The following is a 16,022-nucleotide window of genomic DNA, read 5'->3' on the forward strand; positions in this document are numbered from 1 at the left end:
GCTCACTGGTCGCTTCGTTTGCGGCAGACGACGATCTCCATGCTGGGAGTTCGCCGCCGCACGCGCGTGAGCAGCAGCTCGATCGGGAACATGACCGCGCCGAGAACACCTCCCAAGCGTTCCCGCTTCATGACGGGAAGCTGGACGCGGTTCCAGAGTAGCCACCGCCACCGATGGTTCGAGCCGTACGGCGGGGCCATGAGAACGAAGCCGGGACGCCTGCTGACGACGTCGAAACCGGCCCGCTGGACGAGGTCGCCGATCTCCTCGCGTGAGCGGCTCACATAGTGCTTGGCGCCCAGCTTCTTGCGGGAGACGAAATGCTCGGAGAAGACGAACCACCCGTCCGGGCCGAGTAGCTTGTGGATGTTGACGAGCGCCTGTTCGTAGCGTTCGTCGTCGACGATGTGGAACAGCACGTCGAAGGCGGAGACGATGTCGAACTCGCCTTCGCGGAACGGGAGTTCGTCGGAGACATCGACGCGCTCGAAACGTACATCGGGGAACTTCGTGCGCAACCGCTCGACCGCACTGTCGGCGATGTCGACTCCGTTGACACTCCGGGCGCCGAGACGTTGCCACAGGGCGATGTAGAAGCCGGTGCCGGACCCGATGTCGACAACAGCCGAGGAGCGCACATCGACGGGCAACGTGCGCACCGTCCGGCGGAACACGAAGCGGCGTACCCGGTACATCCACCTGTTGTAGCGATGGGACAGCTTCACCATCCCGACGCCGTGCAGGCTCCAGCGCCGTTTGAGGCGCTTGTCCCAGTAGCGGCGTGCGTCGAAGTCGGCTGCGGTCATCGATTCGTCCTCTTCGTGCTGTCGCCACGGAGTGCTGTACCGGGCCCCTTGGTGGGGCCCTCGGCTGGTCCTCGAGCTCGAGATCCGACCGTTCCTCCTGCCCGGAACGCGTGTCGTGCGGGCACCGGACGATGCTCCACCGGATGCGCGGTCGTGTCCGGCGCGCGGTTCGCCACCGTCGCGGCGATACCCGGGTAGGGAACTACCCTACAACGGAAGGCGGGCACGGTGACGTCCCGTATTAGACGCGTGCGGCAGTGAAGATCATGTGAACGTGCCGTTCAGCGTCGATCCTCCCGGCGTGGATGCGTGCCGCTTGCCGAGCGCCTCCGCGGCGATGTCCGGGTGGTCGACGAACAGGCGGTCGACACCGACCGCGAGGAACGCCTCGATCTCGCTTTCTAAATCTCCCAGGTCGGTGCGCCGCAGCGAGGACCGGAACTCGCGGGGCAGGTAGGCGTTCTCCGCGCGGAACGTGTACGGGTGCACGGCGAGGCCCGCGTCGTGCGCGTCCGCGACGAGCGAGGTCGGCTGTCCCAGCGCGCCGTCGTCGGTGCGGGGGATGATGCTGTCCTTCCTCGGGCCGATCGCCTCGGCATACGTCGCGATCTCCGCGAGCCCCTCCGGGCTCATCATGTCCGCGTAGGTGCGCGGGTCGCCTGCCGACACCCGGTCGTATGGTCCCGACGCGACCCAGGTGAGCTGGACGAGCGGCAGGTGCAGCTGCTCGCGGAGCTCGCGGAGGTTGGTGACCTCGAACGACTGGATGTATACGCCGGAGCCGGGGACGTCGAGCCCGTACTCATCCAGGGTCTCGACAAGGGCGGGCTCGAGCGGTTTGCCGATCCGCCGGAAGTAGCTCGGGTGCTTGGTCTCGAGGTAGAGGCCGATGTGTCGGCCGAGCGTCGCGGACAGTGCCGTGGTGACGTCGATGATCTCCCGCAGCGTCGCGATCTCGTAGCGATCGTCGTAGAGCGTGCTGCACCGGCGGATCGCCGGTACGGGCTCGCGTGCGCGCAGCGTCTTGATCTCGTCGATGGTGAAGTCCTCGACGAACCAGTCGTCGATCCGCGTCCCGTTGATCGTCCTGGTGGTTCGCCGCTGGGCGAACTCGGGGCGCTCGGTCACGTCTGTCGTCTGGCTGAGGGTGGTGCCGTGGCCGGCGACCAGTACGCCGTCAGCGGTGCTGACCAGGTCGCATTCGAGGTAGTCGACCCCCATACGCGCGGCAAGCTCGAAGGAGGCGATGGTCTGCTCGGGCCGGTATCCGGCCGCACCTCTGTGACCGATGATCCGCTGGGGCGCGCGCCCGCACGCGGCAGGTGACGCGTCCGGCATGGAACCTGACTCGCTCTCTCCGTTCTCGCCGTACCGGTTCGTACCGGCTTGTCCGGGCGAGCATCGCGCGGGCCGCTCGGTCAGCCCGCCCTTCGTGGTGCCGATCCTACCGCCGGGGAGCGCGGACTGCGATGAGGTGGACTCGCGTGCCCGCTCCGCATCCCGGCATACCGCGCGTCGCCCTGCAAGCGGGATGGCCGGTATGTCCGGCGCGTACCGGTCACGGGCGGTCGAGGGCGTGCGGGAGGCCGGCGCGGTAGAGCTGCGCGTCGGTGGCCTTGACGGCCTCGAACTCCGGCGGGTCGTACAGGTCGTACACCGTCACGCGCTCGGCGTTGGAGTCCGCCGCGTCGAGCAGGGCGTTGACCGCTGCCCGCCCGGACTCGTTCGCGCTTTCCATGGTCGCGAGATCGACGTCGGTGCGTACGAAGTCGCCTGCCAGGAAGAGGTTGGGCACCCCCGTGTGCGCCGTGGGCCGCTTCTCCCACGAGCTGGTCGTGTTGATCAGCAAGGGGGTCTCGTTGGTGTTGCGCTGCCGGTCCGGGTCCCAGACGATCGCGGGGTCGAGGAACCAGGAGTGCAGGATCTCGTCCGGCAGCCACGACTCCCCGGTGTCCTCCAGGTGTGCCTTCATCTGGGCCCAGGTCTCGCGCGCGATCTCGTCGGCGGTGCACCGGCTGGCCGGCTTGCCGAAGAGCATCCCCGGGGTGTTCCAGTCCGAGATGTCCACGGAGAGGCAGTCGGCCACGTTGCCGTCGCCGTAGTCGGCGCGGAAGTTCCGGTCCTGCCAGAACTGGTCCTGGGTGAGCGCGGTGACCGCCCATTGCGAGTCGACGAAGCTGATGTGCCCGTGCGTGTAGTCGATGTGTTCCCGCAGGTAGTACTGGATCCCGGTCATCCACTCGGTCGCCAGCTCCCGGGTGCCCGCCAGGCTGGAGTCGAGCGCCAGCACATCGCGGGACCAGAGCTGCCTGGCGCGCTCAACGGGCATCGCGCACACGAACCAGTCGGCCTCGAAGTCGGCGGTGTGCCCGGCCTCGTCACGCACCCGCACGGAGCCGATCCGTCCACTCTCGACGTTCAGCGCCGTCACCGCCTCACCGAGCCGGAACTCGACACCGAGCGTGCGGAGCAACCGGACCCACGGGTCGATCCATGCTTCGTTCGTGGGCGCGTTGAGGACGCGGTCCAGCTCGCCGTCGTTGCCGCGGCCCATGATGTTCATGATGAACGCCTCGGCCATGTTCCCGATGGTGCGAGTGCTGGCCACATCGGCCTTGGCGGCGACGAGCTGGCGCGTCAGCCCTTCGGCGACGACGTTGCGGTACTCGTCGGAGTACTGTTCCGCCCGGACGTAGTCCCACCAGGAGACGTGTTCCCACTGGCCGAACCGGCGCTCGTCACTGCTGGTCAGGAACACGACGATCCGGTTGGCGAAGAACTCCGCCTCCCACGGCTTGACGCCCTGCTGCTTGAGGATCTCCTCGACAAGGATCCGCCGCAGCCCGTCCGGGGTGAGCGCGCCCGCCGGGTCGGGCAGCATCCCGAACATCGTGGCGTCCGCACGGCCGTTGGCTCGCGGGTACTTCCCCTCGGTCGCCGCGACCAGGTTGTCCCACACACCGTTGGCGTTTCCGGGAAACGGGATGCGCCGCATCGTGTCCGGCACGTTGTGATAGAAGCCGGGGAAGAACCGGAAGCCGTGCTCGCCGGGCAGCTCCTTCCTGCCGCCCTCGGCGGTGCCCGGCACGGGGATGCTGCGCGCTTTACCGCCGAGTGCGGTCGGCTCGAACACGGTCACCCGGAAGCCGCGTTCCACCAGCTCGTGGGCGACGGCGAGCCCGGCCATCCCGCCCCCGAGCACGGCTACCGACTTGCCGCCCGACCTCCTGCCGCGCCACGCCGGGCTGGCGCCTGCGGTGGGCAACGAGCCTGCGGTGAGCCCGGCGGCAGCCGCGGCGACACCGGTGCCGCGGAGAAACCGGCGGCGTGAGACCGAGCTTGCCTGGGTGTCCGTCATCAGTGCTGACCCCGCTTCCCGAGGAGTTGTCGCGATGACAACAAAACTTAACCAACAGATATGTCGGTAGTCAATGGCACATATGAGCGCTCTGAACTGGAGGAAGTACTGCTAACCTGCGGATGTGAAAGTGAATCGGATCGATCGTGTGCAGCGCCGGATGAGTGCTCCCGCGCGGCGTGCGCGCATCGTGAGCGCGGCGGTCGACACGTTCGCCTCCGGCGGCTACGGCGCGTCGGGGATGGGTGACGTCGCCTCCCGGTCGGGCGTCACGCGTGCGGTCGTCTACGACTACTTCCCGTCCAAGAAGGAGCTCTTCCTCGCGGCACTGCAGGAACAGAGCGCGGCCTTCCTCGGCTATATCGGCGCGAGCATCACCGGCGAGGGCACGCCGGAGCAGCGGATGCGTGCCACGGTCGACACCGTGTTCACCTTCGCCGAGCGCTACCCGAATGCCTGGCGGATGCTGTTCGTCAACGCCACGCACGGGGACGCCGAGATCGACGCGGCGTGGAGCCGGGTCGCCGAGCAGCGCAATCACGCGGTCGTCGAGTTGCTGGCCGACGACCTCACGAGCGCGGGCGTCGACCCGTCGAGCAAGCGTGCCGGGCTGATGGTCGAGATGCTGGTCGGTGCGTTGACGAGGGCGGTCGAATGGCGACACGACCGTCGCGGCATCGACCGCGGCGAAGCCATCGACGCGGCGATGGACCTCCTCTGGAGCGGGCTGGCACGGCGTGCCGGGGGAGCGCTCGGTTGACGCGCGGCGTGCGTGACCGACGGCGGCCCCGCCCGGTGACGACATGCCCCCGGGCGGGGCCGTGACGGTTCACTCGGTCGCGATGGCGCCGAGGACGTTCATCCGCGACGCGCGGACGGCCGGGCCGATTGCGGCGACCAGGCCGACGGCGGCCGCCCCGACGAGCACGTAGGCGATGGTGTCCCACGGGATCGTCAGCTCGGTCAGTCCCTCGCCGGCCAGTAGCCGCTGCCCCGCGACGCCCCACGCCAGGCCGAGCACGAGCCCGAGCGCGGCACCGTAGACGGCGATCATCACCGACTCCAGGCGCACCATGCGGCGGATCTGGACGCGAGTGGTGCCCACCGCGCGGAGCAACCCGATCTCGCGCGTGCGCTCCACGACGGACAGCGCAAGGGTGTTGATCACGCCGAGGACGGCGATGATGATCGACAGCGCAAGCAGGCCCCATACCAGGTAGAGCAGGAAGTCCACCTGCCCGGCGACCTCGTCCTTGATCTCGGTCTGGTCGCGCAGCTCCACCTGCGGGTACGGCTCGAGCGCCGTGCCGAGTGCCTTCTCGACAGCGGTCGCGTCGGCGCCGGAGGCCATGGTGACCATCAGCGCGACGTCCTGGGTGCCGGGCAGCAGGTCCTCGAGGGTGTCGATGCTGACCGCGCTCATGGCCTGGCCGCCCTGCGAGATCGCACCGACGGTCAGCTGCGCCGCCACACCGGACCCGAAGTCGAGTGGGACGACGTCGCCCTGTGCGATTCCGAGGTCGGTGGCCTGGTCCTCGGTCACGATGAGCTCCCCACCGCGCAGGGCCTGTTCACCGTCGCCCTCGGCATAGTCGATGGCCATCGCCTCACCGAAGTTCGTGTCGACCGCGTTGAGCATGACCTGCACGTCCTGGTCGCCGGACATGGTCGCCTGCACCATGCGCTGCCGTGTCACGGTCTCGACGCCGTCGACGTCGCGAACCGCATCGGCCACCGTGCCGGGAAACGGCTGTGGCGGGGCGTTGAAGCTGCCGCCGACCTGGAAGTCGGCGCCGAGCGCGTTGTCGATCTGCTCGAAGAACGAGGTCTTCATCGACGCCGCGAAGATCGACGTCCCACCCGCCAGTGCCAGCCCGATCATCAGCGCCGCCGCTGTCGCGTTGGCGCGGCGCGGGTTGCGCAGCACGTTCTGCCTGCCGAGCCTGCCCACCGAGCCGAACGCCTTGATGAACGGCCAGCTCAGCACCGGCACGACGATCTTGGCGAGCGCGGGACCGACGAGCACCGCGGCCAGCAGCGTGAGCAGCACACCCGCGCCGAACAGGAGACCGCTTGCGGCGCCGTCGACCTGTATCGCGGCAACGAGACCGGCGGCCCCCGCCGCGCCGAGCAGCGCGCCGGAGATCACACGCGGTGCCAGCGGTCTGGCTGCCGGCGCCGCGGCCTCGGTGAGCGCGGCCATCGGCGAGATGCGGCTCGCGCGGCGTGCCGGAACAAGCGCCGCCACCACTGTGATGAAGATGCCGACGGCGTAGGCAGCGACGACCGCGGACGGGGTGAACGCGAGCTCCGTGCCCCTGAGATTCATCCCGAACGTGGACATGAGCCAGATCAGCAGCAGCGCGATGCCGGCCCCGGCCCCGAGACCGAGCGTGGCGCCGACGACGCCGAGCAGGACGGCCTCGACGAGGATGGACCGGCGGACCTGGCCGCTGGTGGCACCCACCGCGCGCAGCAGCCCCACCTCGCGGGTGCGCTGTGCGATCAGCATGCCGAAGGTGTTGACGATGAGGAACCCGCCGACCAGCAGCGAGATCCCGGCGAAGCCGAGCATGCCGTACCGGATGAAGGACAGGAACTCGCCGATCTCCTCCGACTGCGTGGCTGCGGCTTCCTCCCGGGTCTCCACCGTGTAGCCGTCGCCGAGGGCGGCGAGCACCTGGTCCTTGAGCTCCTCGTCGCTGACACCGTCGGCGGCCTGCAGGGAGATGTTGGTCAGCGCATCACCCTGGCCCATGACCTCCTGGGCCGTGGCCAGGTCGACCATGAAATACGCCGCGCCCGGGTTGGTGGTGGAGAACGAGGCGATACCGGACACGGTTGCCCGGTACTCGCCGGTGCCCGCGATGATCCGCAGCGTGTCGCCGACGGCGACGTCCTTGTTCTCCGCTGTGTCGGCGTCGACGATGACCTCGTCGCCCTCCGGGGACGTCCCGGAGGCCAGCTCGAGCGGTGACCAGTCGGCCTCGTACCAGGTGCCGAGGATCGTCGGGGGCCCTTCGGGGTTGAGCTTCTCGTCGCTCGCGTCGACGACCGTGATGCTCTGCAACATCACTTCGGGCATGACGTCCTGCGCGTCCGGGACCTGTCCGCGCAGCGTGTCGACCGTCTCGGCGGGAATGCTCGCGGTGCGCCCGGAGATGGCGTCGGCGTCGAAGTCCGCATCCGCCGGTGTGACCGTGACGTCGGGGTTGGCCGAGGCGAAGATCCGGTCGAAGGTGCGCGTGATCGTGTCGGTGAACATGAAGGTGCCCGCCACGAACGCGGTGGCCAGCGTGACGGCAAGCACCGAGAGGAAGAGCCGTCCTTTGTGTGCGAGGAAGCTACGCAACGTCGCCTTGAACATGCCGATCCCCTCAGCCGTCTTGCCTGCCGTCGAACGCCTTCATACGCTCGATGACCTTGTCGGTGGTCGGTTCCGGCATCTCGTCGACGATCCTGCCGTCCTGCAGGAACAGCACGTGATCGGCGTAGGCCGCCGCGGTCGGGTCGTGGCTGACCATCACGATGGTCTGGCCGAGCTCGTCGACGCTGCGGCGCAGGAACCCGAGCACCTCGGCACCCGAACGCGAGTCGAGGTTGCCGGTCGGTTCGTCGCCGAAGATGAGCTCGGGACGCGAGGCCAGCGCTCGCGCACACGCCACCCGCTGCTGCTGCCCGCCGGATAGCTCGGCGGGACGGTGCGACAACCGGTCACCGAGGCCGACCGCCTCGACCACGGTGTCCAGCCACGCCGTGTCCGGCTTGCGGCCCGCGATGTCGGAGGGCAGCGTGATGTTCTCCAGTGCCGTCAGGGTCGGCAGCAGGTTGAACGCCTGGAAGATGAAGCCGATCTTGTCCCGGCGCAGCCGGGTGAGCTGGCCGTCCTTGAGGCCGGTCAGGTCCACGTCACCGACGAAGACCTTGCCGTCGGTGACGGTGTCCAGCCCGGCGAGACAGTGCATCAGTGTCGACTTGCCCGAGCCCGACGGCCCCATCACGGCGGTGAACCGGCCGCGCGGGATCTCGACGTCCACGCCGTCCAGCGCGCGAACCTCGGTCTCGCCGCTGCCGTAGACCTTGGTGAGCTCGACGGCGCGAGCGGCTGTCCGTGTCGGTACGTGCGAGCCTGTGGCTGCTGTGGACAAGGTTGTCCCCTTCCGTGGAGTATCCCCAGTACCTGTGCGACTTTGTCCCGGTTCGAGATGACAGTAGAGCGGTCCGCGCCGTTTCCGCATCCCGTTCGCGTCGATTTCAGGTGGATGCCGGACAGGATTTCAGGGTCTCCCTGAGGGGCTTCTCAGGGAGACCTCCGGTGCGGGCCGTCGTTGCCCGAACCCGCGCCGGGTAGGCTGCCTGTGTTGTGAGCAGCAACGAACAGCGCAGCATCGTGGTGGTCGCGCACAACCTCCGGTCGGTACACAATGTCGGCTCGTTGCTCCGCACCGGCGAGGTCTTCGCGGTGGACACGGTGTATGTCACCGGCTTCACCCCGCATCCCGCGTATCCCGGCGACCCGCGCGATGCCAAGCTGCAGGAGCAGCAGACGCGCCGTCTGGCCAAGGTTGCCGCGGGGGCGGAACGGATGGTGCCGTTCGAGACCCACGAGGATGTGCACGCGCTGCTCGACTCGCTCCGCGACGGCGGCTACACCGTCGTCGGCCTGGAGAACGACCCGGGCGCGGCCGCGATCGACGAGTACTCACCGGGGAGGAAGGTCGCGCTGGTGCTCGGTGACGAGGTCGTCGGGATCAACCACGACCTGCGGGATGCCTGCGACCTGCTGTTGCAGATCCCCGTCTACGGCAGGAAGGAAACGCTCAACGTCAGCGTGGCTGCCGGGATCGCCCTGTACGCCCTGCGGACCGCGTGAGACCTCCGGTGACTCGGCTCGGTCGGCAGCGGGATGTCCTCCGTGTGCCCGTAGCGGCGCGACCGTGCGACATTCCGGCGGCCCCGGCGACCGGAACGCCACACGACCACGACCGGAATGCGCTGCGCAGGCCGCAGTCACACGGCACGATCGGCCTGCCGCGACGACAGGACTAACCTGGTGCCGTGAACATCATGCGTCAAGGGTGCTGCTGTTGAGCGACTCGGGTGACCTGCTAGCCGGCCGCTACCGCCTGCGACAGCGGGTGGGCAGCGGCGCCATGGGTGTTGTCTGGGAGGCCACCGACGAGCGGTTGCAACGGCAGGTGGCGGTCAAGCAGCTCCTGCAGCAGGCGATTCTGGATCCGGAGCGCGCCGACGAAGCGCGCGAGCGGGCCATGCGCGAGGGACGGGTCGCAGCCCGGCTGCACCATCCCAACGCCATCGCCGTCTACGACGCCATCCTCGACGACGGCCTACCGGTGCTGGTCATGGAGTACCTGCCGTCGCGCAGCCTCACCGATATCCTTGCCGAGCAGCGTCACCTCGATCCGGCGACGGCAGCCGGGATCGGCAGCCAGGTGGCTTCGGCGCTTGCCGCGGCACACGCGGCCGGGGTCGTCCACCGCGACATCAAGCCTGCCAACGTCCTCATCGCCGAGGACGGGACAGCCAAGATCACCGACTTCGGCATATCGCACGCCACCGGGGACGTCGTCGTCACCCAGACCGGGCTGGTAGCGGGCACGCCCGCCTACCTCGCGCCCGAGGTCGCGCGCGGCAAGCGGCCGACGCCCGGTTCCGATGTCTTCTCCCTGGGGGCCACGCTGTACGCGGCTGTCGAGGGAGCGCCCCCGTTCGGTACCAGCGAGGACAACGCGTTGGCGTTGCTGTACAAGGTCGCCGAAGGCGCCGTCCCGCCGCCTCGGAACGCGGGCCCGTTGACGCCGGTCCTGGGCGCCATGTTGCGCGCCGATCCCGATCAGCGGATCACCGCTGCGCAGGTGGATGAGGCGTTGCGGGCGGTTGCATCCGGTCTGCCGCTGCCGGCGGCGGTGGCCGCGGCGAGTGCGGAATGGGACGACCGGACGGGTAGGCCTGCCGCCACGGCAACGATGCCGAGCACGTCCGGAGGGCGGACAGCGATCGGCACGATGCCCGAGGGCGGGCAGGAACCGGCGGGTGCGGATCGCACGTTGGTGGTGCCCGGCGCGGCGGGGACCGAACGTCCTGCCCGTCGCCGCAAACGTGCCTACCTGTTCGCGGCCCTTGCCGTGGTGTTGCTCGCCGGTCTCGGCCTGTACGCACTGCTGGGGCCGGACGAGGGGTCCGGTTCCGGGTCCGCCGTGTCCATGGCTGCCGCGGAGCGGGAACGTGCCGTGTCGGAGTACTACGCGCTGCTGCCCGACCGGGCCGAGCAGGCATGGAACCGCCTCGGTCCCGAACTGCGTGAGCAGGGCAAGCAGCCCTACCTCGAGCGGTGGTCCGAGGTGTCGGCGGTCGCTGTGACGTCACCGCCGCGCGCGACCGGCGACGACTCGGTGCGCGTCGAGGTCGAGTTGTCGATGCCCGACGGCAGCGTCGTCACCGAGGCCCATGAACTCACCCTCATCGCGGCCGAAGACGAACTGTTGATCAACGGCGATGACGTGTTGCGGCGCGATGTCGACGCTCCCGCGCCCGACCCCCAGCCCTCGCCACAAACCCCGCAGGAGGAAACGGAACCGCAGCCGGGGCAGGGCAACGAGGACGACGATGAGGACGGCGAGCCCGAAGAGGAGGAGGGCGAGGACCAGGACGAGCAGGAGGAGACGCCCCCGCCTGCTGACGACGACGAACCGCCGGAAGTCGAGACGTCCCCGGCGGAACCGCCGGAGGAGGGCGGGACCGAAGGGGAGTGACGCTCGGTGCGGCGGCAGGCTCCCGGACGGCGAGACCAGTGTGGACGCCGCGCATGTCGGCCACGGCTGGCCGGGTCCGACTAGGTCTAGCCGGACACGACGTAAACCGGCCCTGGCAGCGTTTCCGCTGGCCAGGGCCGGTTCTACGAGGTTGTCGGTGGCGCCCCCGGCAGGACTCGAACCTGCGACACCTGCCTCCGGAGGGCAGTGCTCTATCCGCTGAGCTACGGGGGCGGATGGACGCGCCGATCTCTGTCGGCGTGCGGCAGCCAGCCTATCGTACGCTTTCGACAAGTCGCACAGCGCCCGTCGCGTGTTCGGCATCGGGGATCGGGCACGGCCGGAACGTGAGCACACACGTCGGGTGAGCGTGTTTGATCTCTGCCACACTGCGTGCGCATCTGTTGAACACATGCGTATGTCACTATATATTCCGGTCACGGACGCGACGGGAGGTATCTCGATGGGGCACGTGCACGGGCCGGAAGTGCCTCCGGCCAGCGCGTCCGGACGTTACGTGAAGCGCCTCGCAGCTGCCTTCTGTGTCGCGGGCGCCTTCATGATCTTCGAGTTCACCGTGGCGTTCCTGACGGGCTCGTTGGCACTGCTTTCCGACGCAGCGCACATGCTCACCGATGTGTTCGGGGTCGGTATGGCCCTGATCGCCATCCTCGTCGCGCAGCGCACGGTCCCGACCGCGACGCGGACCTTCGGTATGTACCGCAGCGAGGTCTTCGCCGCGTTGTTCAACGCGCTGTTGCTCTTCGGGGTCGCAGGCTACGTGCTCGTCGAAGCGATCCGGCGGTTTGTCGACCCGCCGGAGGTCGCGGCGCTGCCCGTGATGCTCGCGGCCGGCGCCGGGATCGTGGCGAACCTCGTCTCGTTCTTCCTGCTGCGCTCCGGGGCCAAGGAGAGCCTCAACCTGAAGGGCGCCTATCTCGAGGTGCTTGCCGACCTGATCGCCTCGGTCGGTGTGCTCGTCAGCGGCGTCATCACACTGCTGACCGGATGGCGCTACGCCGACCCCCTGATGGGTGTGGGGATCGCGGTGTTCGTGCTCCCGCGGGCGTTCTCGCTGGCGCGGCGATCGTTGCGAATCCTGTTCCAGCACGCGCCCGAGCGCATCGACGTGGACGGCCTCGCAGGCAGGCTGGACAAGCTGGCCGGGGTCATCGATGTGCACGACTTGCACGTGTGGACGTTGACCTCCGGTATGGAGGTCGCCTCGGCGCACCTGACGGTCGACGCCGACGCCGATCAGGCCGATGTGCTCGAACGGGCCCGTCACCTGCTGTCGGTCGAGTACCACATCCAGCACACCACGCTGCAGGTCGAACCGCCCGAGAGCGCCGAGAACTGCGGCACCCCCAGCTGGTGATGTGCTGAATGACGCTCTCGCTCCACACGGAACGCTGAATGACGCTTTCAGTCCGGCACGCGGACTGAAAGCGTCATTCAGCACATCATTCGGGGGTGGGGAAGGGGAGCGGTTCGGCGTCACGGTCGGCGAGCATGTTCTCCATGATCTCGACCTCGGCACCCTGCACGTCGAGCATGCTCTGCGCGAGCCGGCGCACGGCCGGCACCCTGGCGTTGTTCACGGCGTACTCGGCCATGTCGACGCCGCCGAGGTGGTGCCGGTGCATGAGCTGCAGGAAGTACACGTCGAGCTCGGTACCGGAGAGCGAGCGCATGCGCGCGAGCTCGTCGTTCGTGGCCATGCCGGGCATGGGAGCCTCGGTCTCGTCGTCCCCTCCGGAACTCGCCTGCCCGTGCCCGTGCCCGTGCTCGCCGTCCCCCATCCACGTCATGTACGCACCGGGAGCGGCAAGCGGCTCGTCCCAGAGCGTGAGCCAGCCCTCCATCATGCCCACCTCCCCGAGCTGGGCGCTGGCGATGTCGAAGCCGAGCTGCCGCACGCGCGGATCGGTGCTGTGGTCACGCACCCAGTTGCCCATCGTGACGGCCTGCTGGTGGTGCACCGACATGTCCTGGGCGAAACCGACGTCCACCGCGCCGGGCTCCGGAGTGCGCGGCTCGCTGAGAAGCTCCGCGCGTCCGAGGAGCAGCCCGGCCGTTGCACCGACAAGCAGCAAGGCGAGCGCCGCCCCGCTGACGATCACCACGCGCGCCCAGGTGGCCGTCCCGCCGCCCCGCGCGGCGCTCGCGCCTGCGCCGCCACGGGCCTCAGGGCTGTTGCCCGGCTCACGCTCCGCGGGTGGCACCTCCCCGGTCACGGCTCGCTCCGTCCGGCCACACGTGCATGGGGCATCGACGTCACTCCTCGCCGTCGTCGGACTCGCCCTCGGCCGGTGGCTGCCCGCTCTCCTGCGGCTGCCCGTCCATGGCGTCTTCCGAGGTCAGCTCGGTCTGGTCCGGGTTCATCGACACGGCGTCGTCTCCGGGAGGCGTGGGGTCGAACGGCGGAGGGTTGTCCGGGTCGAACTGGCCGGGGCCGAGCGCGTCGCACGTACCGCGTGCTTCGGGGTAGGTGTTCGTGTTCCGGCGCAGCGCGACGATGAACTGGTCGATCCGCTCGTCTTCGGCGTCCTCGACCTTGAGCTGGTGTCCCCAGGCCTGCAGCGAGATGGGTGCGTCCAGTCCCGGGTACGGCGACATCATGGTGTACGGCCGACCCTCGACCCGGACCTCGAGCTGCTCGCGTTCCTCGGCGTCGAGCTCATCGGGGTTGTAGGCGATCCAGACCGCGCCGTGCTCCAGCGCGTGCACCATGTTCTCCGAACGCACACCCTCGGGGTAGACGATCCCGTTGCACGCCGCCCACGTACCTTCGTGCGGCCCGCCGATCGGTGGGCTGTGGTCGTAGTCGACCCGCTGGTCCCGCTGGATGTGCAGGGCCGGCTCGTACGACTCGATCGTGATGCCCTCGATGTCCTCGGACGGGTCCGGGTTGTCCGCCGTCGGGGTGAACTCCTCGGCTGCCGCTTCCTCGCGCTGCTCCTGAGCCCGCTGCGGGGCCGACTCCACGAGGTAGTAGCCGAACACGACGGCGGCGAGCGCCACGATGGCGACCACCGCCGCGATCGTTCCCCACGGAATCTGGCGGGTGCTCACCATGCTCGACCGCACTGCGGCGATCCCGGAAGGCTTCGCGCCCTTCTTTCGTCCACCTTTGGCCATGATCCTGCGCTGACCTCGTCTCGTGCCGTAGTCCCCGCGCCCGCCGGAATGCTGCGCGGGGTGCCGGATTGGCGTGTGACGCGGCCCAGTCTAAGCAGTCGGTGTGTGACCGTTGTCAACCGATCGGTGGGGCCACCCCGCAGCGGCGCCGTAGCGGCCCCATAGCGGCGTTGTCGGGTGGGTCACCAGCGAGGAAGGGTACGCGCACGCGCGCTCGCGTCGCGGGCAGCCCGACGACGTAGCGGCAGGTCCGGCAACATACACTCGCCAGGTGACTCCCTCCGCACTAGCTGACCTGGTTCGCTCGGCAGCGGCCGAGGTGCTGGCCGCGCGCGGCCTGGACACCGGCGCGCTGCCCGAGGCCGTCATCGTCGAGCGCCCCCGAAATCCCGAGCACGGGGATTACGCGACCAACGTCGCGCTGCAGGTGGCCAAGAAGGTCGGGTTGGCACCTCGGGAGCTGGCCGAGGCGCTGGCGAACGCCCTGGCCGGAACCGACGGGCTCGACTCGGCCGAGGTCGCGGGCCCCGGCTTCGTCAACTTGCGACTCGCCACGGACGCGCAGGGCGAGCTCGTCCGTCAGGTGCTCGTGCAGGGCGCTGCGTACGGCTGTGGCGACGAGTTCGGCGGTCTGGCGGTCAATCTGGAGTTCGTCTCGGCCAACCCGACGGGACCGATCCACCTGGGCGGCACGCGCTGGGCCGCCGTGGGGGATGCGCTCGGCAGGATCCTCACCGTCCGGGGCGCCGTGGTCACCAGGGAGTACTACTTCAACGACGCGGGCGCGCAGATCGACCGGTTCGTCGCGTCCCTTGTCGCAGCCGCGCGTGGTGCCGAGCCGCCGGAGGACGGTTACGGCGGTGCCTACATCAGCGAGCTCGCCTCCGAGGTCGTGCGCGCCGAGCCGGGTGTGCTCGAGCTGCCGGACGGGCAGCGCGACGAGGTGTTCCGCCGCACGGGCATCGAGCTGATGTTCGAGCAGATCAAGCGGAGCCTGCACGACTTCGGCACCGACTTCGACGTGTTCTTCCACGAGGATTCCCTGCACGCATCCGGGGCCGTGGACGAGGTGCTCGAGCAGCTGAAGCGGTCCGGGCGCCTGTACCACGCCGATGGTGCGTGGTGGATGCGTTCCACCGAGTTCGGTGACGACAAGGACCGCGTGGTCATCAAGAGCGACGGTGCGCCTGCCTACATCGCGGGCGATATCGCCTACCTCGCCGACAAGCGTTCCCGAGGTTTCGACCTGTGTATCTACATGCTCGGTGCCGACCACCACGGGTACATCGGCAGGCTCAAGGCGACCGCCGCCGCGCTCGGCGACGACCCGGACGTGGTGGAGGTCCTCATCGGCCAGATGGTCAACCTCGTCAGCGAGGGCAAGCCGGTGCGGATGAGCAAGCGCGCCGGCACGGTGGTCACGCTGGAGGATCTCGTGGACGCGGTCGGCGTGGACGCCGCCCGTTACGAGCTGGCTCGCTACTCGGTCGACTCGGCCGTGGACGTCGATCTCGACCTGCTGCGCAAGAACACCGCCGAGAACCCGGTGTTCTACGTGCAGTACGCGCATGCCCGGCTGGCGTCGCTGCAACGCAACGCCGCCGAGCTCGGGCTGCCGCCGGTAGCGGGCACGGACGGCTCACAGATCGATCTCGGTCTGCTCAGCCACCCCAGGGAGGGTGACCTGGTCCGTACGATCGGTGAGTTCCCCAAGGTGGTCGCGCGCGCGGCCGAGCTGCGCGAGCCCCACCGGATCGCTCGCTACCTCGAGGAGCTGGCGAGCGCGTATCACAAGTTCTATGACGCCGCCAGGGTCCTTCCGCAGGGCGACGAGGAGGCTACGCCGACGACGTTCGCCAGGCTCGCGCTGTGCGAGGCGGCTCGCCAGACGGTCGCCAATGGACTCGCACTGCTCGGTGTCTCGGCCCCGGATCGGATGTAGGA

The 16,022-nt window shown here is 69.1% G+C and carries 12 protein-coding genes and 1 tRNA gene; 5 read left to right on the forward strand and 8 right to left on the reverse strand.

Annotated elements, in window-relative coordinates:
* Window positions 1-2: 2 nt before the first annotated feature.
* The 3 genes from CHB84_RS17100 to CHB84_RS17110 all read right to left on the reverse strand — a co-directional run bounded on the left by CHB84_RS17100 (window position 3) and on the right by CHB84_RS17110 (window position 4,164).
* Window positions 3-806, reverse strand: coding sequence for a class I SAM-dependent DNA methyltransferase (locus tag CHB84_RS17100; protein WP_089302643.1), 804 nt, complete (start codon window positions 804-806; stop codon window positions 3-5).
* Window positions 807-1,070: 264 nt separating this feature from the next.
* Complete coding sequence (locus CHB84_RS17105) at window positions 1,071-2,144, reverse strand: glycerophosphodiester phosphodiesterase family protein (protein WP_089302644.1); 1,074 nt, start codon at window positions 2,142-2,144, stop codon at window positions 1,071-1,073.
* Window positions 2,145-2,364: 220 nt separating this feature from the next.
* Window positions 2,365-4,164 (reverse strand): hydroxysqualene dehydroxylase, encoded by a 1,800-nt coding sequence (locus CHB84_RS17110; protein WP_089302645.1) that lies wholly within the window; start codon window positions 4,162-4,164, stop codon window positions 2,365-2,367.
* A gap of 124 nt (window positions 4,165-4,288) precedes the next feature.
* On the opposite strand from CHB84_RS17110, the gene CHB84_RS17115 reads away from it, so the two are divergent.
* Entirely contained in the window at window positions 4,289-4,924 is a 636-nt protein-coding gene (locus tag CHB84_RS17115) for a TetR/AcrR family transcriptional regulator (RefSeq protein WP_245818799.1), read from the forward strand.
* A gap of 69 nt (window positions 4,925-4,993) precedes the next feature.
* Here CHB84_RS17115 and CHB84_RS17120 read toward each other — a convergent pair whose 3' ends face one another.
* Window positions 4,994-7,531, reverse strand: a complete 2,538-nt coding sequence (locus CHB84_RS17120) for an ABC transporter permease (RefSeq protein WP_089302646.1) — start codon at window positions 7,529-7,531, stop codon at window positions 4,994-4,996.
* 10 nt (window positions 7,532-7,541) lie between these two features.
* Window positions 7,542-8,312, reverse strand: coding sequence for an ABC transporter ATP-binding protein (locus CHB84_RS17125; protein WP_245818800.1), 771 nt, complete (start codon window positions 8,310-8,312; stop codon window positions 7,542-7,544).
* Between the two features lie 215 nt (window positions 8,313-8,527).
* Here CHB84_RS17125 and CHB84_RS17130 point away from each other — a divergent pair, with 215 nt between their 5' ends.
* Together CHB84_RS17130 and CHB84_RS17135 are read left to right on the forward strand one after the other, a co-directional pair.
* The gene (locus tag CHB84_RS17130) at window positions 8,528-9,037 is read left to right on the forward strand and encodes a TrmH family RNA methyltransferase (RefSeq protein ID WP_089302648.1); all 510 of its coding nucleotides are present in this window, start codon (window positions 8,528-8,530) and stop codon (window positions 9,035-9,037) included.
* 205 nt (window positions 9,038-9,242) lie between these two features.
* The gene (locus CHB84_RS17135) at window positions 9,243-10,937 is read left to right on the forward strand and encodes a serine/threonine-protein kinase (RefSeq protein WP_245818801.1); all 1,695 of its coding nucleotides are present in this window, start codon (window positions 9,243-9,245) and stop codon (window positions 10,935-10,937) included.
* 158 nt (window positions 10,938-11,095) lie between these two features.
* On the opposite strand, the gene CHB84_RS17140 is transcribed toward CHB84_RS17135, so the two are convergent.
* Window positions 11,096-11,171 (reverse strand) — tRNA-Arg (locus tag CHB84_RS17140).
* A 229-nt stretch (window positions 11,172-11,400) separates the two neighbouring features.
* On the opposite strand from CHB84_RS17140, the gene CHB84_RS17145 reads away from it, so the two are divergent.
* Entirely contained in the window at window positions 11,401-12,315 is a 915-nt protein-coding gene (locus CHB84_RS17145) for a cation diffusion facilitator family transporter (protein WP_089302650.1), read from the forward strand.
* 85 nt (window positions 12,316-12,400) lie between these two features.
* Here CHB84_RS17145 and CHB84_RS17150 read toward each other — a convergent pair whose 3' ends face one another.
* Both CHB84_RS17150 and CHB84_RS17155 read right to left on the reverse strand, forming a co-directional pair.
* Entirely contained in the window at window positions 12,401-13,174 is a 774-nt protein-coding gene (locus tag CHB84_RS17150; protein ID WP_089302651.1) for a DUF305 domain-containing protein, read from the reverse strand.
* A 40-nt stretch (window positions 13,175-13,214) separates the two neighbouring features.
* Complete coding sequence (locus tag CHB84_RS17155; protein WP_089302652.1) at window positions 13,215-14,078, reverse strand: thioredoxin-like domain-containing protein; 864 nt, start codon at window positions 14,076-14,078, stop codon at window positions 13,215-13,217.
* 271 nt (window positions 14,079-14,349) lie between these two features.
* On the opposite strand from CHB84_RS17155, the gene argS reads away from it, so the two are divergent.
* Window positions 14,350-16,020, forward strand: coding sequence for an arginine--tRNA ligase (argS, locus tag CHB84_RS17160; protein ID WP_089302653.1), 1,671 nt, complete (start codon window positions 14,350-14,352; stop codon window positions 16,018-16,020).
* The last annotated feature ends 2 nt before the right edge of the window (window positions 16,021-16,022 follow it).

Source organism: Haloechinothrix alba, from assembly GCF_900188115.1.
Classification (GTDB): domain Bacteria; phylum Actinomycetota; class Actinomycetes; order Mycobacteriales; family Pseudonocardiaceae; genus Haloechinothrix; species Haloechinothrix alba.